Genomic DNA, 24,649 nt, shown 5'->3' with positions numbered 1-24,649 from the left:
AAGAATGTAGCCTTTTTGAATTGTTTTTGAGTCATTCAGTAGGTTGTTGTTGTCTTTTTGCGTTGTATTGGTGACTATTGGCGAACAAGAGGACAGTTGTCGCGGTCTCTTCCATGGCCGAAGCCGGATGTCGGCCGTGGCAATTGTCCTCTTTGCCTGTGCTGTTGCAGTGGTGTGGGCAGCGCCGTCGCGTTGCCGGCCACGGGTGGCTTGCCCATGCCGGGCGTCAGTTTCTCGTCACCGAGAACGACTGTCTGTGGAATATGAATATAGGTATTATGCACCCAACCACCATGCCGAACATCACCAGCACGGTGAGCGATCCGTTATGGAAGAAGCGTGCCACATATTCAGCCGTGTAGGTGTCGGGCAGCCTTACGATGTTAATCAGGTCGCGTATGGCCTTGTATGCAAACATGCCCGGCACCATAGGCAGCAGCGACGGGAAGGCGAAGCACTCTGCCGGGCAATGTATGCGCATGGCAAACGGCACGGCAAGCAGTCCGATGGTGAAGCCCGCCACGGTGGATGCCGTCACTTGGTCGAGCGGCATGGTGCCGTTGTGCATGAGGAAGTAGCGCACGCCGTGGCCTACGCAGGCCAGCAGGGCGCAGATGAGCAGTGCCTTGCGCGGCGGGTTGCTGATGATTGCGAAGCCTATGGCGGCCACGGCGGCAAACAGTCCGTCGGCTATGGTGGCCGACACTATGTCGGGCCGTGTCACCGAAGTGAACGTAGTGGGGTCTATGCCGAACAGAATCACCGTGCCCGAAAGGCCTATCGCTATGCAGATTATGAGCAGCAGGGCGTTGGTGAGCCTCGACAGGCCGTCGAGCACGTGGTTGTCAACGATGTCCATCACGCCGTTTATCAGCGGCACGCCGGGCACGAGGTAAAGCATCGACGTGCCAAGCGACATGTCTTCGGTGCCTCCGTGGAAGTAGATGTAGTCGGTGACGCCTATCATAGTCGACACAAAGGCGCAGGTGACGAACACCGCCAGGTGGTTGACCCCGCGCTTGGTGAGCTGCTGGCGGAGCAGGAAGCCAACGAAGGTGGCCACGAACACTATGGCCATTGACAAGGTGTTGCCGTCAAAAAGGCGGCAGAAGCAGGCGTTGGCCAGCGATACCAGCACGAGCACCAGCCACGGGCTCTCTCGCTTTTCGGTGGCTATCGACTTCAGCCTGGCCCACAGCTCATTGAGCGGCAGGCGGTCGTCGAAAGCGTTCCACGACAGTTGCGACAGCTTCATGTTCACTTTGAAGTTGAGCGGTATGCCTGGAGTCTTCTTGATGTATGTGTAAGTGTGGTTCCGCTCCTGGTCCTGCAGGGTTATGCTTATCGTCTTCGGGAAGATGAGCAGGCTCACGTGGTAGCCCATCGAGCGTGCCATGCGCACAGTGTTGAGCTGTATGCGCGATGTCTGTGCGCCCACGGCCATCAGTGTCGATGCGTATTCGGCAAGGAATAGCGTGGCTTCTTTCAGTTGCCTGTGGGTGTCTTGGTCTGTTGTCTGTTGCATTGTCCTGGTACAATTTTTTATATTATGTCGTTTACTCTCGTCGGGGCTGTCGGCCCGTTGTGTAATTCTTTTTGGCCGCTATGGCCTTGCCTGCCTTGCGGCCTGGGTGCCAGTGGGTTGCGTTCCGGCCCGTTTCGTGTTGCCAAACGGTCGTTTTCATGCCCTGAAACGGCCTGTTCGGCAGGCCCGGACGGGCCGTATTGCGGTTGCGTCCGGCGCCGGGGTTGGTGTCGGCGCAGCGTTTGTAAAAAATAATCTCTGCCTCGTCGCGCCACCGGGCTGGCTGGCTCACCGGGCCGGCCGTTGCGTTTCAGTGCCTTGCGCCCATGCCCACGGCCTGCCGCCGCGGGCGCCCCCGTGGGCAGAGCGGCTGCAAAATTATACAATTCTGGTCAAAACGCAAAATGTGCCAGGCGTTATTTTCATGTCGCCTTGCAATGGCGGCAGTCGCCGATGGCGCATACATACATTATATATATGTATCGCTCGCGGGTGGCTACAGCCGTGCCGGTTTCAGAAAAAGGGGCGTGGCGTGCGCCGTTTGTTGCCAATGGCGCCATGGGCGCGGCAGCCCGGATGTCATGGCTCTGCCAGCTGACATGTGACAGATTGTCAGTGCGCAACCTTTGGCACGGTTTTGGCAACATAAAGGGTGACCGGCGCCGATGGCATGCGGCGCAGGCAAAAGGTAGAAACAACAATTTAAAAATAAACGAACTATGAACATTAGACCATTGGCAGACAGAGTGCTTGTACTCCCTGCACCAGCTGAAGAGAAGATTGGCGGTATCATCATCCCTGATACGGCAAAAGAGAAACCTTTGCATGGCACAATCGTTGCCGCAGGCAAGGGTACGAAAGACGAAGAGATGGTTCTGAAGGAGGGCGACGAAGTGCTTTACGGCAAGTATTCCGGCACAGAGCTGGAGTACGACGGCACGAAGTACTTGATGATGCGCCAGAGCGATGTGCTCGCAGTCATAGAGAAATAACATAACAGCAAACGACATTTTTTAAACTTGAAATATCATGGCAAAAGAGATAAAATTCGACGTAGAAGCCCGCGAGATGTTGAAGCAGGGCGTTGACCAGTTGGCAAACGCAGTGAAGGTGACGCTTGGACCGAAAGGCCGCAACGTGATCATCGAGAAGAAGTTTGGCGCTCCCCAGATTACCAAGGATGGCGTGACCGTTGCTAAGGAGGTTGAGCTCGAAGACCGTTTCGCAAACACCGGCGCGCAGCTCGTAAAGAGCGTGGCCAGCAAGACCGGCGACGATGCCGGCGACGGAACGACAACTGCAACCATACTCGCGCAGAGCATTGTCAACGTCGGGCTTAAGAACGTCACTGCAGGCGCCAACCCGATGGACCTCAAGCGAGGCATCGACAAGGCCGTGGGCGCTGTGGTGGCTTACATCAAGGAACACGCCGAGAAGGTTGACGACAACTATGACAAGATTGAGCAGGTGGCCACGGTGTCTGCCAACAACGACCCTGAGATTGGAAAGCTCGTTGCCGACGCCATGCGCAAGGTGAGCAAGGACGGCGTGATCACCATCGAGGAGAGCAAGAGCCGCGACACTTACATCAATGTGGTCGAGGGAATGCAGTTTGACCGCGGCTACCTGAGCGGCTACTTCGTAACCGACGCCGACAAGATGGAGTGCGTGATGGAGAATCCTTACATCCTCATCTACGACAAGAAGATAAGCAACATCAAGGACTTCCTGCCCATCCTGCAGCCTGCCGCCGAGAGCGGACGCCCGCTGCTCGTCATCGCCGAGGACGTTGATTCGGAGGCACTGACCACTCTCGTGGTCAATCGTCTGCGTGGCGGACTCAAGATTTGCGCCGTGAAGGCTCCCGGTTTCGGCGACCGCCGCAAGGCAATGCTTGAGGACATAGCCATCCTGACAGGCGGAGTCGTTATAAGCGAGGAGAAGGGACTTAAGCTTGAGCAGGCCACTCTCGAGATGCTCGGCACCTGCGACAAGGTGACTGTGACCAAGGACAACACCACCATCGTCAACGGAGCAGGCGACAAGCAGTGCATTGCCGACCGTGTGGCCCAGATAAAGAACGAGATTGCCAACACGACAAGCTCTTACGACAAGGAGAAACTGCAGGAGCGCCTGGCCAAGATATCCGGCGGCGTTGCAGTGCTCTATGTCGGTGCCAACAGCGAAGTTGAGATGAAGGAGAAGAAAGACCGCGTCGACGATGCTCTCTGCGCCACACGCGCTGCAATCGAGGAGGGCGTAGTGGCCGGCGGTGGCACTACATACATCCGCGCACTCGATGCCGTCAAGGACCTCAAGGGCGACAACGCCGACGAGCAGACGGGTATCAACATCGTTGAGCGCGCCATCGAGGAGCCGCTTCGCCAGATTGTTGCAAACGCTGGCGGCGAGGGAGCCGTGGTGGTACAGAAGGTTCGCGAGGGTGAAGGCGACTTCGGTTACAATGCCCGCACAGGCGTTTACGAAGACATGCGCAAGGCTGGCGTGATTGACCCGGCAAAGGTTTCGCGCGTCGCCCTGGAGAATGCCGCATCGATAGCAGGCATGTTCCTTACCACCGAATGCCTCATTGTTGACAAGCCCGAAGAGAAGCCCGCAATGCCGATGGGCGGCGGTGCCGGCATGGGCGGAATGATGTAATATTTGCAAACTGCAGATATCAAAGTGGAGGGCGTTTTTGTTAAAATGTCCTCCACTTCTTTTTAATCTGCGTTTTTATGCATTTTTTTCAGTATTTTGTTTTGAAGTGATTGATAAAGTGCTTACCTTTGTGTTGTCAAATACGTAATTAAATGATTAAGGATATTTTTTGATTTGTTTTAGTAGATTAGTTTTTAAGTAGTTTGTTTTTCGAAACCGAGTGTCGGGACGACAGTCGGTTTCTTTTTTGCCCATTCGTTTGCATTTTTTGCCCATTCGTTTGCATTTGTTGGATTTATTGGTTACCTTTGCAGATGGCAAGCCATTGGCGTGCGCCCGGCCCTTGTCCGCCCGGCAGGAGGGTAATGGCGGGCGTGGAATTGACTTAACAACTAATCACCGTAAAAATGATAGCTAACAACAGAACACTGAGAACAGCAACATTGGCCGCATTGTTTCTCGCTGCGGTAGGGGTGCCTGCGCAAAAGCGCATAGGCGATTTCATCGAGTCACGTTCGTACAATGATGACAAGCGGGGCACCGAGCGTTCGCTCCAATACCGCCCCGACGGGCGCGACTTCGTGAGCGTCAACGGCAAGAACGAGTACACACGGGCCCTCTACGGGGGCTACACCGACTATCGCATCGAGACAAGCGACCGACCCATATTCGCCATATACAAGAAGCGCAACTACCGCAATGTGCGTTTCCGCGCCATCTATGATGGCCGTGAATACCCGCTCGAGGCCACCGAATGGTGTGAGGCACGCTATTCGGAGGGCTCGCGCCGATATGTGGTAAAAGACAAGTCGTGGGGCAATGCGGCCCTTTACATAGATGTGGTGGCGCTCGTCGACAGCGAGGGAGCGGTGTGGCAGTTCCGTGCCGAGGGCTTTGCAAAGCCGCTGAAGGTAAAGGCCTTGGTGTGCAACATAGCCGACAGGCGCCTCAGGCGCAACGGCGACATGGGCGCCGACAAGCCCGGATGCTTTGCCCCCGCCCCCAATGACGACGGCCTTGTCACCGCCGAGTGGGATGCAAGCGGCGAGAGCTATTTCACTGTAAGCGGCGTTGAGATAGCCAAAATGCCCGCGGCAGAGGCAGCGAAGCAGTTCGGGGCGACCAAGGAACGCAACAGACTGATGGCCGCAAGGGTTGAGTTCAACACCCCCGACCCGTTTATCAACACCTTGGGCGGGGCGCTCGTGATGGCAGCCGACGGAGATTGGGACGGCCAGACCTGGCTCCATGGCTGCATAGGCTGGCGCATGCCGCTTGCCGGTTGGCGCGCCGGTTTCCTCGGAGATGTGCTTGGCTGGAACGACAGGGCTGTCTCGCATTTCGACGCCTACGCAAAAAGCCAGGTGACAAACGTGCCTCCCACCATCCCGCACCCGTCGCAAGACCCGGGCAAGAACCTTGCCAGGGCAGAGAAGAAGTGGGGAACCCAGATGTACAGCAACGGCTATATATGCCGCAATCCGGAGCGTAACGACCAGATGCACCATTACGATATGAACCTAAACTACATCGATGAGCTGCTCTGGCACTTCTCTTATGACGCGGACACTGCCTACATGCGCAAGATGTGGCCGGTCATAAAGCTTCACCTCGAGTGGGAGAAGAGGAACTTCGATCCCGACAACGACGGTCTCTACGATGCCTACTGCTGCATCTGGGCGAGCGATGCGCTGTACTACAACGGCGGCTCTGCCACGCATTCGTCGGCCTACAACTATCGCGGCAACCTGCTTGCGGCACGCATAGCTGAGATAATCGGTGAGGACGCGGAGCCCTACCGGGCCGAGGCCGAGCGCATACTCAAGGCAATGAACGAGCGGCTTTGGCTTGCCGACAAGGGGCATTGGGTGGAGTATGAAGACCGCATGGGTCTCGGACGCAAGCATGAGAGCGCTGCCGTATGGTCGATATACACCCCCATCGATTGCGGTGCCGGGTCGCCGGAGCAGTTCTACAGGGCCACGCGCTACGTCGACCGCAACATCCCCCACATACCCGTCATTGCCGACGGAAAGCTGTATGGCTCCACCATATCAACCTCCAACTGGCTTCCTTACTCCTGGAGCATCAACAATGTTGCGGCTGCCGAGGTGATGCACACGGCCCTCGCATATTATGAGGCCGGCCGCAACGAGGCGGCCTTCATGCTTATGAAGGCCAATATCATGGACCAGATGTACATCGGGCAGAGCCCGGCCAACTTCGGCCAGATTAGCTTTTACGATGCTGCCCGTGGCGAATGCTACCGCGACTTCGGCGATTGCATAGGCATATCGGCCCGTACGTTGCTGCAAGGCCTGTTCGGCATTGTGCCCGATGCGCTAAACGGGCGTTGCTTCATACGCCCGGGCTTTCCGCAGTCGTGGGACAGCGCTTCGGTGCGCACGCCCTACATGGAATACAGTTTCAAGCGTTCGGGCGACTCGTTGGTTTACGACATCACCCAGAACTTCACCCGTCCGTTGCGCATTGTCGTCCGCCAGAACATTGGAGGGGGGAAATACAAGGAGATAACGGGCACTGCCGAGAAGCACCAGGTGATAAAGACCCCCATCCCGGCCATGCTCATCGAGCCGGCCATCGACGAGAACGTGCAGCACACAGTCGACCCCGTGGCATACGGGCTGGCCGAGCCCGACACCTCGGGAAAGTTCAGGAAGGTGAATATCGACAAGTTTTTCAACTCCGAGGTCGACGACATTTACAAGAACAAATATCTTTCCCCGCGCCCGCCATACACCTCGCTTGAACTGCCAACGCAGGGTGTGGGCGAGTGGTGCCATCCCGACATGACTGCCGACGTCAACGACTCGGTGTTCCGCACGCTCATTGCCGACGGTGAGTTCAGCGTTGCCGGCGTGCCCTTCCGCACCCCGGCCGAAGGCCACAACATTGCCTACACGTCGCTATGGGACAACTATCCCGACAGCATAGAGATACCGTTGAAGGGCAAGGCCGCCTCGGCCTACCTGCTGATGGCCGGTTCCACCAACCACATGCAGAGCCGCATAGACAACGCATTGGTAATAGCCGAGTACAAGGACGGCACTTCTGACACGCTGCACCTGGTAAACCCCGACAACTGGTGCCCCATTGAGCAAGACTATTTCGTAGACGGCAAGGCCTTCTACACCACCGCCCCGCGTCCGTACCGCGTTGCCCTTGGCACAGGCATGGTTAGCCGCGACTTCGGTGCAGAGCTCAACATAAAGGAAGTCTACGGCCGTCCCATACCCGGTGGGGCTGCGCAGATGCTGCGTATGCCGCTCGACGGGCAGAAAAAACTCAAGTCGATAAAGCTCCGCACGTTGTCCAACGACGTGGTGGTAGGGCTGATGGGCGTGACGCTACAGTGACAACGGCCTGCGGGCCGCAATGCAACAACCGGGCTGCACCCTGCAAGGCGGGGGCGGCCCGGTTGTTTTTGTTTGTGCGTGGGGGCTGTGCCGTTTTGCCGGGTCATTTGCCCGATGTGCATAGGCTTGGCCTTTCTCAGGCTGGCCCATTCCTGTTTACATTGCGCCCTGTGCCTGTTGTTTTGGTGGAAAATGAATTTTTTTGGGTTAAAATGGGTGTGTTGTACATACAATGGCCGCCGGATGCAGTCTGTGCATCGTGGAAAATTCGTATCTTTGCACAATATGTACCAGAACAAAACTACACACAGGGCGTCATGATGCAGCAGCTTTGCAGGCACGATGCCATCAGTCGCATCGATGCGCTCTACGCTGAGCGCACGCCATTCCTTTTCATCATAGACTACGACGGGAGCCGCGCCTACGTCGAGCCAGTGGCCGACGTGGATGCCGCCGAGTGCCTGTTTGACTTCGGCGGCACGGGCAATGGCGCCGGCAAGCGCCGCCGCAGGCCGTCGGCGCCGCAGTGGGGCTACACCCCCGAGAGCCTCGACGACTACCGGCGTGGCTTCGATACCGTTGTGAGCAATATCAAGGCAGGCAACAGCTACCTTGTCAACTACACCTGCCGCGTGCCGTTAGAGACCGACATGCCCTTGCTCGAGATGTTCCTTTGCGCCGATGCCCGCTACAGGCTTTGGCTCAAAGACCGTTTCGTATGTTTCTCGCCTGAGTCGTTTGTGCGCATCGACGGCGGCGTCATACGGTCGTATCCCATGAAGGGCACAGCCAGCCTGTCGAGGCCGGAAGCCGAGCGCGAGCTGATGGACAGCGTGAAAGAGGCCGCCGAGCACGCCACCATTGTCGACCTGATACGCAACGACCTGTCGATGGTGGCCGGCAATGTGCGTGTGGCCCGCTACCGTTATTGCGAGCGCATAGACACCAACCGCGGCCCGATATGCCAGACCAGTTCTGAGATATGCGGCGACCTGCTGCCGGGCTACGGCCGGCGCATGGGACAGATACTGTTTTCGCAGTTGCCCGCCGGGTCGATAACGGGGGCGCCAAAGCGCAAGACCATGGAGATAATAAGCCGGGCCGAGACCTACGAGCGTGGCTTCTACACCGGCGTGATGGGCTATTCCGACGGGCGGATGGTAGACAGCGCGGTGATGATACGCTATGTGGAGCAGGGTGCCGACGGTGAGCTCTGCTTCAAGGCCGGTGGCGGCATAACAGCCAAGAGCGACCTGCTCTCAGAGTATGAAGAGATGAAGCAGAAAGTGTATGTGCCGGTTTATTGAGACGATAAGGGTTGAGCGCGGACAGGCGTGCAACCTGCAGCTGCACCAGGCCCGCGTAGATGCCACCATGGCCCGTTTCTTTCCCGGCAGCCCGGGGGTGAGCCTGGCTGGCATCCTGAGCCTCGACCCCGGGTGGGATGGGGTGAAGTGCCGCGTGGTTTACGGGCGCGGTGGTGCCGAGAGCGTAACTTATGCGCCGTATGCCATGCGTCCTGTGGCCACGCTGCGCCTCGTGGAGGCCGACATAGACTATGGCTACAAGTTTGAAGACCGCCGGCAGATAGACCGTGCATTCGCTATGCGGGGCGACTGCGACGATGTGCTCATCGTGAGGCGCGGCATGGTGGCCGACACGTCGATAGCTAACGTGGCCTTCGGCGACGGCCGCGAGTGGTTCACGCCGCGCCATCCGTTGCTGCCCGGCACGCGGCGGGCGGCATTGCTGCGCGACGGAGTGGTGGGCGAGCTCGACATCAGAGTGGTCGACATACCGCGTTTCTCGCACATCATGCTCTTCAATGCCATGATACCCTGGGGCGCATGTTGCCTGCCGTCGGGCAGCATACGCTGAGCCGCCAGTGCGCATGCGGTTGGCAGGCCGGGCATTGAATTTGTTTTACAACATCCCTTCTCTCGCAGCCATGCGCCCCGTACGGCTTTCCGTTACGGGCCTTTTTGCATGGCCGTATGGCCCGTTTCGCCAATCCGAAAGGGCCGTTTTGCAATGCTGTTTGGCGGCTGTGGCAACCCGTTGGATGCCAGGCGTTTGCCCGTTGTTGCTGTCTTTGCCAGAAACAATCGCTTTTGTTTACACGCGATAAGATGCAAGCACCAAGTCGGGATGCCTGTAGCCATCGGTGTGTCTGCATGGTTCTCGACGGTCGCAAAAATAGGGCCTACCACTTGTTTTTTCCGTAATTTTGCATTAACTTTGCATTGGCAAAGCATTGGCGGCAAGCCGCTGGCGGGCCATGCCGGCCCGGGCCTGTGCCGCCCGCTGCCGTGTGGGGGCGGCGGCTGCCGTAGACAGCAATGCCACAACATATTTTGAGATATGCAAAGACTGATAGATTTATACCGGCAGTGGGCCGGAGAGGCCCCGGCCAACGTGCAGAAGCTGCCTCAGGCAGGCAGCAACCGCGAGTATTACCGCATGGCCGATGCCGACGGGGCTACCGTGGTCGGCGTGGTGGGCACGAGCCGCGACGAAGACCATGCGTTCGTTTACCTCAGCAATCACTTCAACAAGAGGCGCCTGCCCGTGCCGCGTGTGCTCGCCGTGAGCGACGACGAGCTGTGCTACCTGCAGACCGACCTCGGCTCGGTGTCGCTCTTCGACGCCATTGCCGGTGGTAGGGAGGCCGGAGGGCGCTACAATGTCAACGAGAAAGAGCTGCTCGTGCGCACCATCAGGGAGCTGCCCGACATACAGATAAGGGGCGCCCGCGGGCTCGACTTCAGCCACTGCTACCCGCAGCCCGAGTTCAACATGGACAGCGTTCTGTTCGACCTCAACTATTTCAAGTATTGCTTCCTCAAGCCCACCGAGCTCGATTTCCACGAGCTGAAGCTCGAGGCCGACTTCCGGCTCTTTGCCAAAGACCTCACGGCAGAGCGCGCCGACAGTTTCATGTACCGCGACTTCCAGGCGCGCAACGTTATGCTCGACGGGCGCGGCAACCCGTGGTTCATCGACTTCCAGGGCGGGCGGCGCGGCCCGTATTACTACGACGTGGCCTCGTTTCTGTGGCAGGCGTCGGCCCGCTACTCGCATAAGCTGCGCCGCGAACTGGTGTACGAGTACTACGAGTCGCTGAAGAACTACACCGAGGTGCCCTCGGTGCGCCACTTCGTAGAGCAGCTCAGCCGCTTCGTCTTGTTCCGCACGCTGCAGGTGCTCGGTGCATACGGCTTCCGCGGATACTTCGAACAGAAGCGCCACTTCATCGACTCCATACCGCCGGCCATACAAAACCTGCGAGAGATGCTCGGCCTGAAGTGCTTCCCATACCCGTATATGATGGACATGTTGAGGCGGCTCACGGCCCTGCCCCGGTTTGCCACGATAGAGCAGCCCGCCCTCAACAGGGCCGACGGCTACCGCACGGCCCACACCAACGTTTACAAGGCGCACCCGCAAGACGGCCCTGCCACGTTTTCAAAGTACGACGGGCGCGGGCCGCTCGTGGTCAGGGTGTTCAGCTTTGCCTACCGCAACGGCATACCGGCCGACGAGTCGGGCAACGGAGGCGGCTATGTGTTCGACTGCCGCAGCACCCACAACCCCGGCCGCTATGAGCCCTACAAGAAGCTGACGGGGCTCGACGAGCCGGTGATACGCTTCCTCGAAGACGACGGCGAGATACTGGTTTTCCTCGAGAGCGTATATAAGTTGGCCGACGCCCACGTGCGCCGCTACATGCAGCGGGGCTTCACCGACCTGATGTTCTGCTTCGGGTGCACCGGCGGACAGCACCGCAGCGTCTACAGCGCGCAGCATCTGGCCGAGCACATCAACGGCAAGTTTGGCGTAGAGGTGCGCATAGTGCACCGCGAGCAAGGCATATCCACTGTGCTCGAGGCACGCAGCAAGGGCAAGGAGGGCCCACAGCCATGAGCGCCGGCGCCAGGATGCAGGCAATGGTATTTGCCGCCGGGCTCGGCACGCGGCTCAAGCCGCTCACCGACACCATGCCCAAGGCCATGGTGAGCGTTGGCGGCCGCCCGCTGCTGTGGCGGGTGCTGATGGGGCTTCGCGACGCCGGGGTGGGGCGGGTGGTGGTCAATGTGCACCATTTTTCAGGCCAGATAACCCGCTACTTGGCCGACAACGACAACTTCGGGATGGACATACGCATATCCGACGAGACCGACAGGCTGCTCGATACGGGCGGCGGACTGAAGAAGGCGGCGCCGCTCTTCTGCGGCGATGCGCCAATACTGATACACAATGTCGACATTATGAGCAACGTGCAGCTGGCTTCATTCTATGCCTCGGCGGCCGGGCCCGATGCCACGCTGCTTGTCAGCGAGCGACAGACCAAGCGCTATCTGCTCTTCTCGGCCGACATGAGGCTCGTAGGGTGGACAAACATTGAGACGGGCGAGGTGCGCAGTCCTTATCCAGGTCTTGACCCGCGGTCGTGCCGCATGTACGCCTTCTCGGGCATACACGTGTTCTCGCCCCGCCTGTTTCCGCTCATGCAGCCGTTTCCCGACAAGTTTGGCATCATCGATTTCTATCTCCGTGCCTGTGCCCAGGCCGACATACGCGGATGCCTGATGCCCCGACTCAGGCTGCTCGACGTGGGCAAGCTCGACACGCTTGCTGCCGCCGAAGAGTTTGTGGCCGGCGCCGGGGGCGGTGCCGGGGCCGCGCCGGTGGGGTGAAGCCCGTAGGCCTTGGCGCCCCGCCAGCATGGCGCCAAGGCAGCATTCACGCCGGCTGCATGGTGGCCGCGGGCTCCGTTCGGGCTCGAGGGCGTTAGGCCATGGTTGGCGTCAGCCGCCAGCGGGCATGTTTTCCGGGCCAAACGGGCGTCGCCCGGGCTTGCCGTGCCATTTCCGTTTGCTTCTGCCTAAAATACACAGCGGCCCGTTTGGCGGTATTGCATTTTTGTTGTAACTTTGCATTTAAAAACCTGATGTCTTGTCGATGTCGGGTGTTGGGCTAATAACTTTAATTACATAGTATGCAACAGAAGATCATTATCCTCGACTTTGGCTCACAAACCACGCAGCTCATCGGGCGCCGCGTGAGGGAGCTCGACACATTCTGTGAGGTTCTTCCGTACAACAAGTTCCCTAAAGACGACCCGTCTGTGATTGGCGTCATCCTCAGCGGCTCACCCTATTCGGTGCACGACCCCGAGGCGTTTAAGGCCGACCTCAGCCAGTTTGTGGGCCGCCTGCCGGTACTTGGCATCTGTTACGGGGCGCAGTTCATTGCCAACTCGGGTGGCGGCAAGGTCGAAAAGACCGATACCCGCGAGTATGGGCGTGCCCATCTGCAGTGGTTTGAAGCCGGGAACCCGCTCTTCAAGGGGTTCGACGCCAACTCGCAGGTGTGGATGAGCCATGGCGACACCATCACGGCCATACCCTCCGACTGTCGCGTAATAGCTTCTACGGGCAGCGTGAAGTATGCCGCTTACGCCAGCGACACAAATCCGCTGTGGGCCGTGCAGTTCCATCCCGAGGTGTTCCATACCACCCAGGGCAAGCAGCTTCTGCGCAACTTCGTGGTCGACATCTGCGGCAGCCGCCAGGAGTGGAGCCCGGCCTCGTTTGTAGAGACCACCGTGGCAGAGCTCAAGGAGCAGCTTGGCAACGACCGGGTGATACTCGGCCTGTCGGGCGGGGTAGACTCTTCGGTGTGTGCTGTGCTGCTTAACAAGGCCATAGGCCACAACCTCACCTGCATATTCGTAGACCACGGAATGCTCCGCAAGAACGAGTTTAACAAGGTGATGGACGCATACCAGGGCCTTGGGCTCAACGTGATAGGCATCGACGCGAGCGAGAAGTTCTTTGCCGACCTTGCCGGTGTGACCGACCCCGAGCAGAAACGAAAGATAATAGGGCGCGACTTCGTCGAGGTGTTCAACGCCGAAGCCAAGAAGATAACCGATGCCAAGTGGCTCGCCCAGGGCACCATCTACCCCGACAGGATAGAGAGCCTTAGCATCACGGGCATGGTGATAAAGAGCCACCACAACGTTGGCGGACTGCCCAAGGACATGCACCTGAAGCTGTGCGAGCCGCTGAAGTGGCTCTTCAAAGACGAGGTGCGCCGCGTGGGCTACGAGCTCGGCATGCCAGAACGGCTCATCAAGCGCCACCCCTTCCCCGGACCGGGCCTGGCCGTGCGCATACTTGGCGACATAACACGCGAGAGGGTGAGCATCCTTCAGGAGGCCGACGACATCTATCTGAACAATCTGGTGAGCTACATCTGCGAAGACGGCGAGCCGCTTTACGACAAGGTATGGCAGGCCGGGGCCGTGTTGCTGTCAAACATACGCAGCGTAGGCGTTATGGGCGACGAGCGCACGTATGAGCATCCCGTGGCTTTGCGCGCCGTGACCAGCACCGATGCCATGACGGCCGACTGGGCGAGGCTGCCCTACGACTTCCTTGCAAAGGTGTCAAACGAGATTATAAATAAGGTGAAAGGGGTCAACCGCGTTTGCTATGACATCTCTTCAAAACCACCTTCGACAATAGAGTGGGAGTGACCTCCGGCCTGCTTCCGCTTTTACAAAATCCCCATGGTGCGGTAGGGCTGTGCCCGCCACATCATGGGGATTTTTTTATGCCGCGTCTGCATGCGGCGTTGACGGTCTTGGCGTTCCTGTATAGAGAATGCTGTTTTGCAACAAGAACAATTATGAATGCCCGCAAGTTGCCAGGTGGTTATATTGAGTTGGCGGGAGTTGGGATTCATTGTGGTAGCCCGAATTTGGCGGACAGCAGCTTTTGGGGGGATGTCTGCTACCTACAAGAGCGAGCTCATTGAGTGATAACTCATGCTAATTCCGGCCAACTCTTTTGCATTTAGCATTATAATCAGATTGTGTGAAGTTTCGGAATAGTGTCGTATGATGTGAAAATTATGTGCGGGCAGTTGGCCGTTACGTTGTTTTTTGCTATTTTTGCAAATGCCTAATCGGCCCCATGCGCCTGCACCCATAGTGCAGCAGCATACATAGCAGCTTATGGAAGACGCAACGTGGCCGTATCAATGCTTGATAACAGATATTATATACACACTAAAACTATATAAAATGTAGACAAAGACCATACTAACGGCAATGGCCGTATTGCTGATGGGCGTATGCTCAGGCGTGCAGGCGAGGGTGAAACCGACAGAGAAGCCGCGCATACTGATAAGCACCGACATTGGTGGCACCGACCCGGACGACAACCAGTCGATGGCGCATTTCCTCATGTACAACGACGAGTTCGCAACCGGGGGCATCGTGTCGTCGCCGTCCTACGGCGATGGCAGCGCCGCAGAGATACTCCGCATGATAGGCGTCTATGAGCGCGACCTGCCCCGGCTCAGGCAGCATGCGCCGGGGCTGGCCCACCCCGACAGCCTGCGCGCGTTGACTAAGCAGGGGCGCAAGGGGGGTGCTCCGCTTTGCGGATACTCCACGCCGACCGAAGGCTCTGACTGGATTGTGAGATGCGCCCGCAAGGAAAGCGCCAAACCGCTGTATGTGCTGGTGTGGGGCGGCCTCGACGACCTGGCCCAAGCCCTGCACGACGCGCCCGACATAGCCCCTAAGATACGCGTCTATTGGATTGGAGGGCCTAACAAGAAGTGGGGCATAAACAGCTACGTGTACATCGTTGAGAACTTCCCCGACCTGTGGTTCATTGAGAACAACGTGGCCTATCGCGCTTTCATTGCCGACGGGAAGAAGGACGACAAGTATAACAAGGGCTTCTATGACTACTTTGCCAAGGGGGCAGGGGCGCTCGGGGCCGACTTCGGCTCGTATCTGGGAGGGCGGCCCAAGATGGGCGACACGCCGGCATTGCTCTACATGATGGACGGCGACCCGGCCGACCCAACCCGTGAGTCGTGGGGTGGGAGCTTCGAACCGTGTGACAGGAGCCCGAGGGTGGTGTTCCGACGTGCGGCTACCGCTGCCGACACGGTGCAGAACTACGCCATCATCGAGTTTCATGTGGCCGGCCCCGAACTGCCCGACTCAATGGTGGGGCGGCCCTGCGTGACGCTCAACATCGCGCGGCAGAGCTGGCAGGGCTACTACATGGGCGGTGGCGACTATATGGCGAGATATTCCACTTACACCCTCGGCACGCTGCCTTACACCATCGTTTCTGATGTCGATGGGTTCCCGGCGCAGAGCGGCGCGGTGACGATATCTAACTCATGGCCCGGCCGGCGTAGGCCCACCGACTATAGTCTGGGCCGCAATTGGTGGACAGACAAGAGCTCGCCCGAGCTGTTTTACTCTATATTACAGGGAGGGGCAACAATATATAAATGGCGCACCGAGGTGATGGACGACTGGGGCGAGCGCTGGTCGTGGCTTAAGTGAGCGGCCGGCGGGCAGCCTTTCTCTATTGCCGGGGCATGACAAGGCAATGCGGCGGCGCGCGAGTTTTTCACTGTAGATACGCTCGGAGAAATTCAAATCTTACAGTATAAGTGCAGTAAGCAGAGGATACTGCCGGCAGAAAGTCACACTTTTGCTGTCGAAAACTACGACTTGTATTTTCGTTACAAATGATGTGATTGTCATTTTGTTGCCGGCAAAGAGCACGTCGCCCTATGCGACGACCACTACACAGAGGAATATCAGCTGTTTCCAGATGCCAACACGATGATTGAGCAGTTTGAAATAGACGGAAAGAAACTGATTGACATCATCGAGGAATTGGAGGAAGTGGAGCCTATGTTAGGCGCAGTATGCCCATGCTGGTGCTGTCGATAGCGGCGGACGGCATTGGGCAAAACGCCCAAACGGCTGTTTGGTTATTATCATGCAGGCCTTTTATGCCAGCCGGATTGAATGCCTTTGGAGTCATGTCAGCCCATTGGTTTTATCCAGTAGCACGCTATGCCCTTTGGCAAACGGACAAACGGGCATATAAAATTCAGCTAATTTCGGTCATTGTAGAATAAAACCTGTTTATAAATAGCCCGGGGGCAGACATGTCTTCGGGCCATTTTTTATTATGGGTGCGCCAACATGGCTTTGCGGCAAAATGTGGGCGGGCTGCATTTCCTGCACAAAATTCCCACTTACAGCCATGCTCGCGCAATGGTACAGGCGGTGCTTCAGAGTTTGATTTCAGCCTTGTTGCACGCTGTTTTTGCTGCCGCTGTAAGCGGTTGATTGCCAGATTCTTTGCAATACGTGCCGTTTTTATGGACAAAACGGCCGTTTTTGCACTCTGAAACATGCCATATTGGACTGCAATACGGCACGTTTCAGAGTGCAAAGCTGCCCACCGTTGGTTTTTGACGCGCTTCCGGCCGCGCGCAAGCGGGCGTGAGACATTGTGCGGGTCGGGGCTTTTTGTGGTCTCGCGGCTTTCGCGTTTGCCGATTATTTAGTATATTTGCACTCGCAAATGCGGCGGTTGCAGCGTGCGGCAAGCACGGGACGGCCGGCGCACAGCGCAATGATGCCCGGAGCCAAGGGCCACAATGTGCGGCCGCGAGAGGCCGCCGTCGGCGCGGTGAGGGCAGAAATGACATTTATAAACAACAGCATTGGCTATTATTCGCGTTCAAGAAAAAGCCTGAGAAACTGATTTCTGAAGCAACGGGAAATTAGTGCCGATGTTCACGGAGAGTCCGGGAGGCTTTCCCATCTACACCATAATGTTGATGTCTGCACCCATATCGGGTGTAGGCCTATTCTTGGTGTATGGCGGGTTTGTTTCTCAGGCTTCCCGTGAACGCGAGAGAAAGGTCTGCACCTTTTTCTGTTTCCCCTTGCCAAGTGATTGATAGCACGGTGCGCAAAGGCTATCAATGACAATGGCAAACAACAATCTTCATGACGCAAAGGCGGCAAAGAAGGATGAGTTTTACACCTGCATCGAAGACATAAGCAACGAGTTGCGCCACTATCGCGACTTTTTCCGGGGCAAGTCGGTGCTGTGCAACTGCGACGATCCTTACGAAAGCAACTTCTTCAAGTTTTTCGCCCTCAACTTCAACTCGTGGGGGCTGCGCCGTCTCGTGGCCACTTGCTACGACGGTTCGCCTGTGGCCGGGAGCGAGCTGCGGCTGCCCTTCGATGACTACCCGAAGCCGGTGAGGCTGCGCACGGCCTACAAGATAGTGATAACCGAGGTGCCCGACCTCAACGGCGACGGGGCAACCGATATGGCAGACGTAGACATGCTGATACGCAACCGGGCCAACGTGCTAACCCGCCTCAATGGCAACGGCGACTTCCGCTCGCCTGAATGCGTGGCGATGCTGCGCGAGGCGGATGTAGTAGTGACCAACCCGCCGTTCTCGCTCTTCCGCGAATACCTCGCACAACTTATAAAGTATGACAAGTAGTTCTTGATAATAGGGAATCTAAATGCTATCACCACAAAAGACATTTTCCCGCTAATCATGACCAATAAAGTATGGTTTGGCCCAAGCATTACGAGCGGGGATAGGGCTTTCCGTGTGCCAGATGACTATCCATTGAACGCCTCCACTTGTGGCATTGACAGCGAAGGGTACAAATTCATTCGCATTAAAGGGGTGCGGTGGTACACAAACATAGACCACAAGAAGCGCCATGAGGAAATTGATCTCTACAAAATGTACAGCCAGGAAGAGTATCAAACCTTTGACAACTACAATGCAATAAATATCAACAAGACATCCGACATACCTTATAACTATGATGGGGTGATGGGCGTTCCAATCACTTTTATGGACAAGTATAACCCCGAACAGTTTGAAATTATTGGCCTGACCCAGATAGGATGCCATGACCTCGTGCCCGACACGCGCCGCTACGACGACTACGTGGAGGTGAACCGAAGCACCGGTAAGGCAACTGGCGCTTCAGGAAGAAAGACCAACGAGAATGCAGTGATTGCCGGTGAGGGAAACAAGAAAACTTTCTACCGAAATGCAGAGGGGCACATCGTGCATTCGGAATACAAGCGTGTACTAATCAGAAAGAAGAAGAACTAAAGACAAAAATATATAGAAATGGAAATAAAGTTGCAAAGAATAACCATCCGTCAGCTCGTTGAGGGGTTCACGAACAACGACGAGGAGGGCGTGACGGGATATGGAGGGCGACTGAATATCCGCCCGAAGTACCAGCGGGAGTTTGTTTATGACGACAAGCAAAAGATGGCGGTGATAGACACTGTGTTCAAGGGCTATCCGCTGAACGTGATGTATTGGGTTGAGACCGGGGATGAGGCCTACGAGCTTCTCGACGGGCAGCAGCGCACGATGAGCATCTGTTCGTACTTTGCCGGGGAGTTTTTTGTTGATCTCGACGGCAACCAGAAAGGCTACGGCAACCTGACCCGCGATGAGCGCGAGCGTTTTCTCGGGTACAATATGATGGTTTACATCTGCACGGGTGGCACAGACTCGGAGCGCATAGAGTGGTTTCAGACCATCAACATAGCCGGTGAGAAGCTCACCGGGCAGGAGATTCTCAACGCGATATACTGCAGCGAGTGGGTCACGGAGCTGAAACGCAAGTTCAGCAAGACGGGTTGCGTGGCCATGAAGCTGGGCGGCGACTACGTGAAAGGCTCGGCAATACGCCAGGACGTGCTCCACACGGTGCTCGGATGGATAAGCGGCGGCGACGTGGCGGCATACATGGCGCGGCATCAGCGCGACACGAACGCCGACCGCGAGTGGCAGTATTTCCAGCGCGTGATGGCGTGGATAAAGTCGGTTTTCCCCCGTGTGCGCCGCGAAATGAAAGACGTTGGCTGGGGCGTATTGTACGATAAATACAAGGAACGCGACTTCAGCGCAACCGAACTTGAGGCCCGCGTGGCCGCGCTGATGGAGGATGAGGACGTCAGCCGCAAGGTCGGCGTCTACCCATACGTGCTCTCCGGCGACGAGCGACAGCTGAGCATACGCGCCTTTACGCCCCGCATGAAGCGCGAGGCCTACGAGCGTCAGCACGGCATCTGCCCCTCGTGCGGCCTGCATTTCGACCTGTCGGGCATGGAGGGCGACCATATCACTCCGTGGCACGAAGGCGGGCGCACCGTGGCCGACAACTGCCAGATGCTCTGCCGCGACTGCAACCGCCGAAAGGGAGGGCGGTGAGGTGCTTCGGCTTGTGTAATGTGTTGGTGCGAGGCTGCGGGCTGCAGTGTTCCGCCGGGCTGATTGATTGTGTGGCTTTGCGTGTGGCCGGAATGTGCAGGCAGGGCCGTCGGCAGGGTAATTCGTGTCTGTTGGGGTGAATGAAGCCGCTGTGGATAAGCAAATCGGGAGCGCCATTGCATACGCCGGCACTCCCGATAGTGGCTGTTTGAAATAAGTTGGGCCTGTTGATGGCCGGTTGTGATGGCTGCGGGGCGTTACGCCGGTTTTGCGCCATCTGCCGTCGAAGGCCATGAGAGCCAAGATGCTTGTCAATACTCCAGCACGAGCGTCTGGCGCGGACGGAGCTTGAAGTCGTGGCTTATGTCGTATTTGTGGCCCGAGGTGACGTCGCGCGCCACGGTGCCTTGCGGCACAACCTCGGCGTAGCGGGCGGCAGTGAACGTGGCCTCAGACTTCTTTCCGTTGATGACCACGAGCACGTTCTTCCCATTGTAAGAGCGGTTGATGGCGTAAACGCCCTTCATCGGTATAAACTGCGTCATCGTTCCCTTGGTCACCACCTCGTTGCCCTGGCGCCAATGCAGCAGCCGGCTCAGCCAGTTGAACATGGCGTTCTCGGCCTGTGTGCGCCCTTCGGCAGTGAAGGCGTTGCGCTTGTCGCCCGGGAAACCGCCGGGGAAGTCCTTGCGCACGTTGCCGTCGGTCACCTGCTTGGTGCCGTTCATCAGTATCTCCGTGCCGTAGTATATCTGCGGAATGCGCTTCACGGTGAGCAGCAGCGCCAGTGCCTGCTTCAGCGCGAGGGTGTCGCGGCCGTTGCCCAGGAATCGGTCGGTGTCGTGGTTGTCTATGAATGCCATCACGCTCTCGGGGTTGGGGTAGAGGTAGTCGTATACAAAGTTGTTGTATATTCGGTTCATCCCCTGCCACCAGTCGTCGGTTTCCTCGTTCTTTGCCTGGTTTATCTTGTCGTAGAAGCTGAAGTCCATCACGGTCTTCAAGTGGCTGTTGGCTTTGGCCACCTTCGAGTCTTTCTGCCAGGCAGCCGTGTATGCAGGCTCCGTCACCCACGTTTCGCCCACGGTGTTGAAGTTGGGATACTCGTCGTTGAGCTCTTTCATCCAGCGGGCCATGCCGTCGGCAAAGGCGTAGGGATAGGTGTCCATGCGTATTCCGTCTATTCCCACCGTCTCAATCCACCAGATGCTGTTCTGTATGAGGTAGGTCATCACGTGCGGGTTGTGCTGGTTCAGGTCGGGCATTGTGGGCACAAACCATCCCTCTACGGTCTCTTTCGTGTCTATCTTCGAAGCGTATGGGTCTACCACCGGCGTTAGCTTGTAGCTCGTCTGCAGGTAGTCTTCGTTCGGTTTCGGCGTTCCGCCCGACTTCTCGAGCCACTGCGGCTGGTTGAGCCAGTCGTGGCTGGGCATGTCTTTTATCCACGGATGGTCGAAACCGCAGTGGTTGAATATCATGTCCATCACCACTTTGAGCCCTTTGCCGTGGGCTTCGTCGGTCAGCCGGCGGTATTCCTCGTTGGTGCCGAAGCGCGGGTCAACCTTGTAGTAGTCCGTTGTGGCATACCCGTGGTAGGTGCTGTTGCCGCCGTTGTCGGGGCTGTTGTTTTCGAGCACCGGCGTAAACCACAGCGCGGTTACTCCGAGTTGCTTGAAGTAGTCGAGGTGTTGGCGTATGCCTTCCAGGTCGCCGCCGTGGCGCAGGCTGGGTTGCGAGCGGTCGTTCTTGTAGGGCATCATGCCTTTAATCTGGTCGTTGTCAGTCTTGCCCGATGCAAACCGGTCGGGCATAAGCATGTAGAGCACGTCGGCGTTGGTGAATCCCATGTGCTCGTCGCCGCGCTTGTCGCGCCTCTTCAGCTGGTACTTCACTTTCTTCCCCGAGAAATTGAGCGTCATCTCTCCGGGTTGCGCGCCGCTGAGGTTGAGGTAAACGAGCAGGTAGTTGGGTGAGTCGAGCCTCACGATGCTGTCTATCCTCACTCCGGGATAGTCGGTCTTTACCTCGGCTTTGCTTACGTCCTTGCCGTAAACCATAAGTTGCAGCGACGGGTTTTTCATCCCCACATACCAGTCGGTGGGGTCAATTCGGTCGATTTTCAATGCTGCGTTCATAGCCATTGCTGTTGTTAGCAGAGCTATTGTCAATAACTTCCGTTTCATGTTTTTATTGTGTTTGTTAGGTTTTGGTATTCTTATATGCGATATTTCCTTGTCGTGCATGTTCTGTTTGTTGGCATGGCACAGCTGCCTTGGGCTTTTGTTGGTGTCTGTACAGGTCTGCCATGGTGCTATTCCAGCACGTATCCGTAACCTTCTTGCTGTGATCCTATCATGCAGCTGTCCTGCGCCCATTTTTTGGGGGTTGTGACCCACTTGGGTATTTTGGTCGAAATCCTGTTGCCTACCAGATATGGAACGCGCATCGGATTGTCGTCGCTCCATACCTCTAAAGGCAGGTCTTCTATGTTGTTATACGCTAAGTTCGCGCCATTCCTGTTTGAGGCTATTTCCAAAAGGCATGTTCCAGACAGCTTGTTGTATGACAGGTCTATTCTGCAAAACCTCAGTTTGCCCATACTCTTGGGTACTTCGCCGCTGATGTCCGTGCCTTGTATCCTCAGCATTTCAAGGTTTTTGAGGTCGCCAATGGTTTCCGGAATAGGCCCGGAGACATGGCAATTTACAATCTCAAGGTTTTTTAGGTTTGCCAGTTTGCCTATGCTCGACGGTATTTCTCCGTTCAGCTCGTTATCGCCAAGCTTCAGGGTCTCCAGCTTTTTCAGCCTGCCGATTGATTCAGGGATAGGGCCGTGCAGAGTGCCTCCCTTGATTACAATCTTCCGCAGCTCGTCAAGATATCCTATTTCTTTGGGCATTATCCCTCTGAAGTCTCCATCTGGAACGTTAATTGCCACAATCCGCAACTCATTAGCGTCAAAGTCGAAAGCCACTTCCATTCCAATCCATGTGCGCGGGTCATGCAAGTCCCATCCAAAAAGGTACCAAGGGCCTATTACATCATATATCTTTGCCATCATGAGGCTGTCTCGGGCGTTGAGTGTCATGTGCTCCGGCAGCGTCATGTCCTTTGGTAGCTCTATTTCGGGCTTGGGGTTGTCTTCCTCACACCCGCCTGTTGCCGTTGTTGCAACAATCATACACAATAGCGAAAGCAATGTGTGCATAAATCCTGTCCACTTGTTGTGGCTTGCCTTGTGGCTTATGTTTTTTTTCATCTTCATGTTCGTTTGTTATATTGAGTGTTATGTTGTTGTGGTTATATTGGTGCTCTGTTTGGTGGCAGGCGTTCAATTTGGGTAATATTGGGTCTTTACGTAGCCTTTGTTTTCCAATTCCCTTAGCTGCCAGTTGTGAGGTCTGGCAGAGCAGTCTGTCTTGATGATCCAGGTTGTTATCTAGCTTGCGCTGTTATGGCGCGTGTTTGTATTGTCGCGTCATCGTTTGAAATTGCATACGGGTTGTCGTCGTCACATGAGCAAAACAACTGCACTGACATTGCCATGACCAATGGCAACATGCGATATGTGAATAGTTTCTTATTCCAGTTCATAGCCATAACCTTCTTGTTGTGATTCAATTTTATGTTTGTTCTCTTTCCACTTTTTTTGTTCGGTCACCCATTTGGGAATCTTTGTCGATATCCTGTTGCCTTCCAAGTGGGGTATTCCGTGCGGGTCTTCGTCGCGCCATGTCTCTATTGGCAGGTCTTCGATGTTGTTGTTCCTACACGACACCCTTTCGCTTGCCAGCTCAATGGGGAACGATCCTGACAGCTTGTTTGAGTCAAGGTTTATCGTACAGTCTTTTAATCTGCCAAGACTATTTGGCAATTCGCTGTCTATTCTTGTGCCACTAATCTCTAAATACCTGAGATTTTGAAGGTCTCCGATGCTTTCCGGCAAATATCCATCAATATATTTGCTATTGATACGTAGGTATATAAGCTCGGTTAGCTTGCCTATGCTATCTGGTATTTCACCAGACATCGAGCTGTTATGAATGTCCAGTCGTTTGAGTTTTTTCAGATTGCATATAGTTTAATGAATTCCAACAAAAACGGATCCCCTTTGATTTCAAGTACTTCAAGTTCGCTCAGTTTGCCTATGGTCTCGGGTAACCTGCCCCCCATATGGGCAAAATTGAGTTTCAGTTGTGTAACTCTGAACTCTCTTGCTTCTTCGTTTAATTCAAGGGTGATGCCCGGCCACGTCCTGAAGTCTGAAAACCTGAACGAGTCGTCGTACCTCACCCCTATTGATTTGTAAATCTCATCCATGACAAGGCTGTCTGAGGTGTTCGGTCTTAACGGCGGTTTTTGGTTGGACCAGTCGATTTCAGGCTTTGGGTTTTCATCCTCGCATGAGCAAGTCACGATTGAAGCCGCTCCCATGCACACTGCGGTAAGCATGGCGAGCATAAGCCCTTTTGGCTTTTTTCTGGTTGATTGATAGTTGATAATAGTTTTCATATTTATTGTTTTAAATGAGGTTTCAGTATAAAAACATCCGATATACGCCGTCTTAAATAGTGCTCCAAGCCGTGAGCGCTTTTCTTTTCTTATGTGCATTAAGCGGTTGTGCGCCTTGTCTTCGGGCAGCAATCTGTTTGGCTTTTGCACCTGTTGGCCGGATAAAGACGCTTGTTTGGTGTGTTCCATGGTGTGGTAGTGGGCTTGATTACCGATGCTGTCTCGCTATTTGACATTCTGCCATGGCATTGTTGGTGGAGCTTTGGGGCTTCTCCAAGGCAGTATCTGTCAATTTGCAGGTCAAAAGACTTTGTTAAATATACTGCCAAATAAAATAATTCCATGATGCAGTCATTGGTAATCATTGCGGCATGTATTCACTACTGTCCCGTTAAAAATGGGAATTGGTCTTTGAAATAATTGAAATATAGTCTTTTACAAGCATTTTTAAGGT

General features: G+C 56.0%; 15 protein-coding genes and 1 pseudogene. 11 read left to right on the top strand and 5 right to left on the bottom strand.

What is annotated here, in order from left to right; all coding sequences use genetic code 11:
- Positions 1 to 226 precede the first annotated feature (226 nt).
- On the bottom strand, positions 227 to 1,525 hold the full coding sequence (locus H6B30_RS06030; protein ID WP_205108906.1) for a threonine/serine exporter family protein: 1,299 nt from the start codon (positions 1,523 to 1,525) through the stop codon (positions 227 to 229).
- A gap of 719 nt (positions 1,526 to 2,244) precedes the next feature.
- Between H6B30_RS06030 and H6B30_RS06025 the strand changes: the two genes are divergently transcribed.
- The 11 genes and pseudogenes from H6B30_RS06025 to H6B30_RS05970 all read left to right on the top strand — a co-directional run bounded on the left by H6B30_RS06025 (position 2,245) and on the right by H6B30_RS05970 (position 19,680).
- Positions 2,245 to 2,517: a co-chaperone GroES gene (locus H6B30_RS06025; RefSeq protein ID WP_205108904.1), complete on the top strand. Its 273-nt coding sequence runs from the start codon at positions 2,245 to 2,247 to the stop codon at positions 2,515 to 2,517.
- 37 nt (positions 2,518 to 2,554) lie between these two features.
- On the top strand, positions 2,555 to 4,186 hold the full coding sequence (groL, locus tag H6B30_RS06020) for a chaperonin GroEL (RefSeq protein WP_205108902.1): 1,632 nt from the start codon (positions 2,555 to 2,557) through the stop codon (positions 4,184 to 4,186).
- Positions 4,187 to 4,593: 407 nt separating this feature from the next.
- Entirely contained in the window at positions 4,594 to 7,563 is a 2,970-nt protein-coding gene (locus tag H6B30_RS06015) for a DUF4450 domain-containing protein (protein WP_205108900.1), read from the top strand.
- Positions 7,564 to 7,883: 320 nt separating this feature from the next.
- The gene (locus H6B30_RS06010; protein ID WP_205108975.1) at positions 7,884 to 8,870 is read left to right on the top strand and encodes an aminodeoxychorismate synthase component I; all 987 of its coding nucleotides are present in this window, start codon (positions 7,884 to 7,886) and stop codon (positions 8,868 to 8,870) included.
- Entirely contained in the window at positions 8,854 to 9,441 is a 588-nt protein-coding gene (locus tag H6B30_RS06005; RefSeq protein WP_205108898.1) for an aminotransferase class IV family protein, read from the top strand. Before H6B30_RS06010 ends, H6B30_RS06005 begins: the two co-directional genes overlap by 17 nt.
- A 483-nt stretch (positions 9,442 to 9,924) precedes the next feature.
- Complete coding sequence (locus H6B30_RS06000; protein WP_205108896.1) at positions 9,925 to 11,487, top strand: RapZ C-terminal domain-containing protein; 1,563 nt, start codon at positions 9,925 to 9,927, stop codon at positions 11,485 to 11,487.
- 14 nt (positions 11,488 to 11,501) lie between these two features.
- Positions 11,502 to 12,260, top strand: a complete 759-nt coding sequence (locus H6B30_RS05995) for a sugar phosphate nucleotidyltransferase (protein WP_205108894.1) — start codon at positions 11,502 to 11,504, stop codon at positions 12,258 to 12,260.
- Between the two features lie 302 nt (positions 12,261 to 12,562).
- Positions 12,563 to 14,107 carry a glutamine-hydrolyzing GMP synthase gene (gene guaA, locus H6B30_RS05990; protein WP_205108893.1) on the top strand — a complete coding sequence of 515 codons (1,545 nt, stop codon included), beginning with the start codon at positions 12,563 to 12,565 and terminating at the stop codon, positions 14,105 to 14,107.
- Between the two features lie 576 nt (positions 14,108 to 14,683).
- Positions 14,684 to 15,946: a DUF1593 domain-containing protein gene (locus tag H6B30_RS05985; protein WP_239483649.1), complete on the top strand. Its 1,263-nt coding sequence runs from the start codon at positions 14,684 to 14,686 to the stop codon at positions 15,944 to 15,946.
- Between the two features lie 1,445 nt (positions 15,947 to 17,391).
- Positions 17,392 to 18,564: pseudogene (locus H6B30_RS16325) on the top strand (adenine-specific methyltransferase EcoRI family protein).
- Between the two features lie 18 nt (positions 18,565 to 18,582).
- Positions 18,583 to 19,680 carry a GmrSD restriction endonuclease domain-containing protein gene (locus tag H6B30_RS05970; protein ID WP_205108886.1) on the top strand — a complete coding sequence of 366 codons (1,098 nt, stop codon included), beginning with the start codon at positions 18,583 to 18,585 and terminating at the stop codon, positions 19,678 to 19,680.
- Between the two features lie 311 nt (positions 19,681 to 19,991).
- Here the strand turns inward: H6B30_RS05970 and H6B30_RS05965 are convergent, their stop codons facing one another.
- The 4 genes from H6B30_RS05965 to H6B30_RS05950 all read right to left on the bottom strand — a co-directional run bounded on the left by H6B30_RS05965 (position 19,992) and on the right by H6B30_RS05950 (position 24,195).
- Positions 19,992 to 21,866 (bottom strand): glycoside hydrolase family 13 protein, encoded by a 1,875-nt coding sequence (locus H6B30_RS05965; RefSeq protein ID WP_205108885.1) that lies wholly within the window; start codon positions 21,864 to 21,866, stop codon positions 19,992 to 19,994.
- Positions 21,867 to 21,994: 128 nt separating this feature from the next.
- On the bottom strand, positions 21,995 to 22,942 hold the full coding sequence (locus H6B30_RS05960; RefSeq protein ID WP_205108883.1) for a leucine-rich repeat domain-containing protein: 948 nt from the start codon (positions 22,940 to 22,942) through the stop codon (positions 21,995 to 21,997).
- A gap of 321 nt (positions 22,943 to 23,263) precedes the next feature.
- The gene (locus tag H6B30_RS05955; protein WP_205108882.1) at positions 23,264 to 23,629 is read right to left on the bottom strand and encodes a hypothetical protein; all 366 of its coding nucleotides are present in this window, start codon (positions 23,627 to 23,629) and stop codon (positions 23,264 to 23,266) included.
- Between the two features lie 119 nt (positions 23,630 to 23,748).
- A complete protein-coding gene (locus H6B30_RS05950) occupies positions 23,749 to 24,195 on the bottom strand; it encodes a hypothetical protein (protein WP_205108881.1) in 447 nt (148 codons plus the stop codon).
- Between the last annotated feature and the right edge of the window lie 454 nt (positions 24,196 to 24,649).

It is taken from the genome of Marseilla massiliensis, from assembly GCF_016899955.1.
GTDB lineage: Bacteria > Bacteroidota > Bacteroidia > Bacteroidales > Bacteroidaceae > Prevotella > Prevotella intestinigallinarum.
The sequence above is the reverse complement of the archived record's forward strand: the minus strand, read 5'-3'. Positions and strand labels throughout refer to the sequence as shown.

Bases quoted from the DNA above. Each gene is read 5' to 3' on its own strand.
- groL (WP_205108902.1), top strand. From the start codon at position 2,555: ATGGCAAAAGAGATAAAATTCGACGTAGAAGCCCGCGAGATGTTGAAG.
- H6B30_RS05950 (WP_205108881.1), bottom strand. From the start codon at position 24,195: ATGAAAACTATTATCAACTATCAATCAACCAGAAAAAAGCCAAAAGGG.
- H6B30_RS06005 (WP_205108898.1), top strand. From the start codon at position 8,854: ATGTGCCGGTTTATTGAGACGATAAGGGTTGAGCGCGGACAGGCGTGC.
- H6B30_RS05960 (WP_205108883.1), bottom strand. From the start codon at position 22,942: ATGAAAAAAAACATAAGCCACAAGGCAAGCCACAACAAGTGGACAGGA.
- H6B30_RS06000 (WP_205108896.1), top strand. From the start codon at position 9,925: ATGCAAAGACTGATAGATTTATACCGGCAGTGGGCCGGAGAGGCCCCG.
- guaA (WP_205108893.1), top strand. From the start codon at position 12,563: ATGCAACAGAAGATCATTATCCTCGACTTTGGCTCACAAACCACGCAG.
- H6B30_RS05965 (WP_205108885.1), bottom strand. From the start codon at position 21,866: ATGAAACGGAAGTTATTGACAATAGCTCTGCTAACAACAGCAATGGCT.
- H6B30_RS06025 (WP_205108904.1), top strand. From the start codon at position 2,245: ATGAACATTAGACCATTGGCAGACAGAGTGCTTGTACTCCCTGCACCA.
- H6B30_RS05995 (WP_205108894.1), top strand. From the start codon at position 11,502: ATGCAGGCAATGGTATTTGCCGCCGGGCTCGGCACGCGGCTCAAGCCG.
- H6B30_RS06010 (WP_205108975.1), top strand. From the start codon at position 7,884: ATGCAGCAGCTTTGCAGGCACGATGCCATCAGTCGCATCGATGCGCTC.
- H6B30_RS06030 (WP_205108906.1), bottom strand. From the start codon at position 1,525: ATGCAACAGACAACAGACCAAGACACCCACAGGCAACTGAAAGAAGCC.
- H6B30_RS06015 (WP_205108900.1), top strand. From the start codon at position 4,594: ATGATAGCTAACAACAGAACACTGAGAACAGCAACATTGGCCGCATTG.
- H6B30_RS05970 (WP_205108886.1), top strand. From the start codon at position 18,583: ATGGAAATAAAGTTGCAAAGAATAACCATCCGTCAGCTCGTTGAGGGG.
- H6B30_RS05985 (WP_239483649.1), top strand. From the start codon at position 14,684: ATGGCCGTATTGCTGATGGGCGTATGCTCAGGCGTGCAGGCGAGGGTG.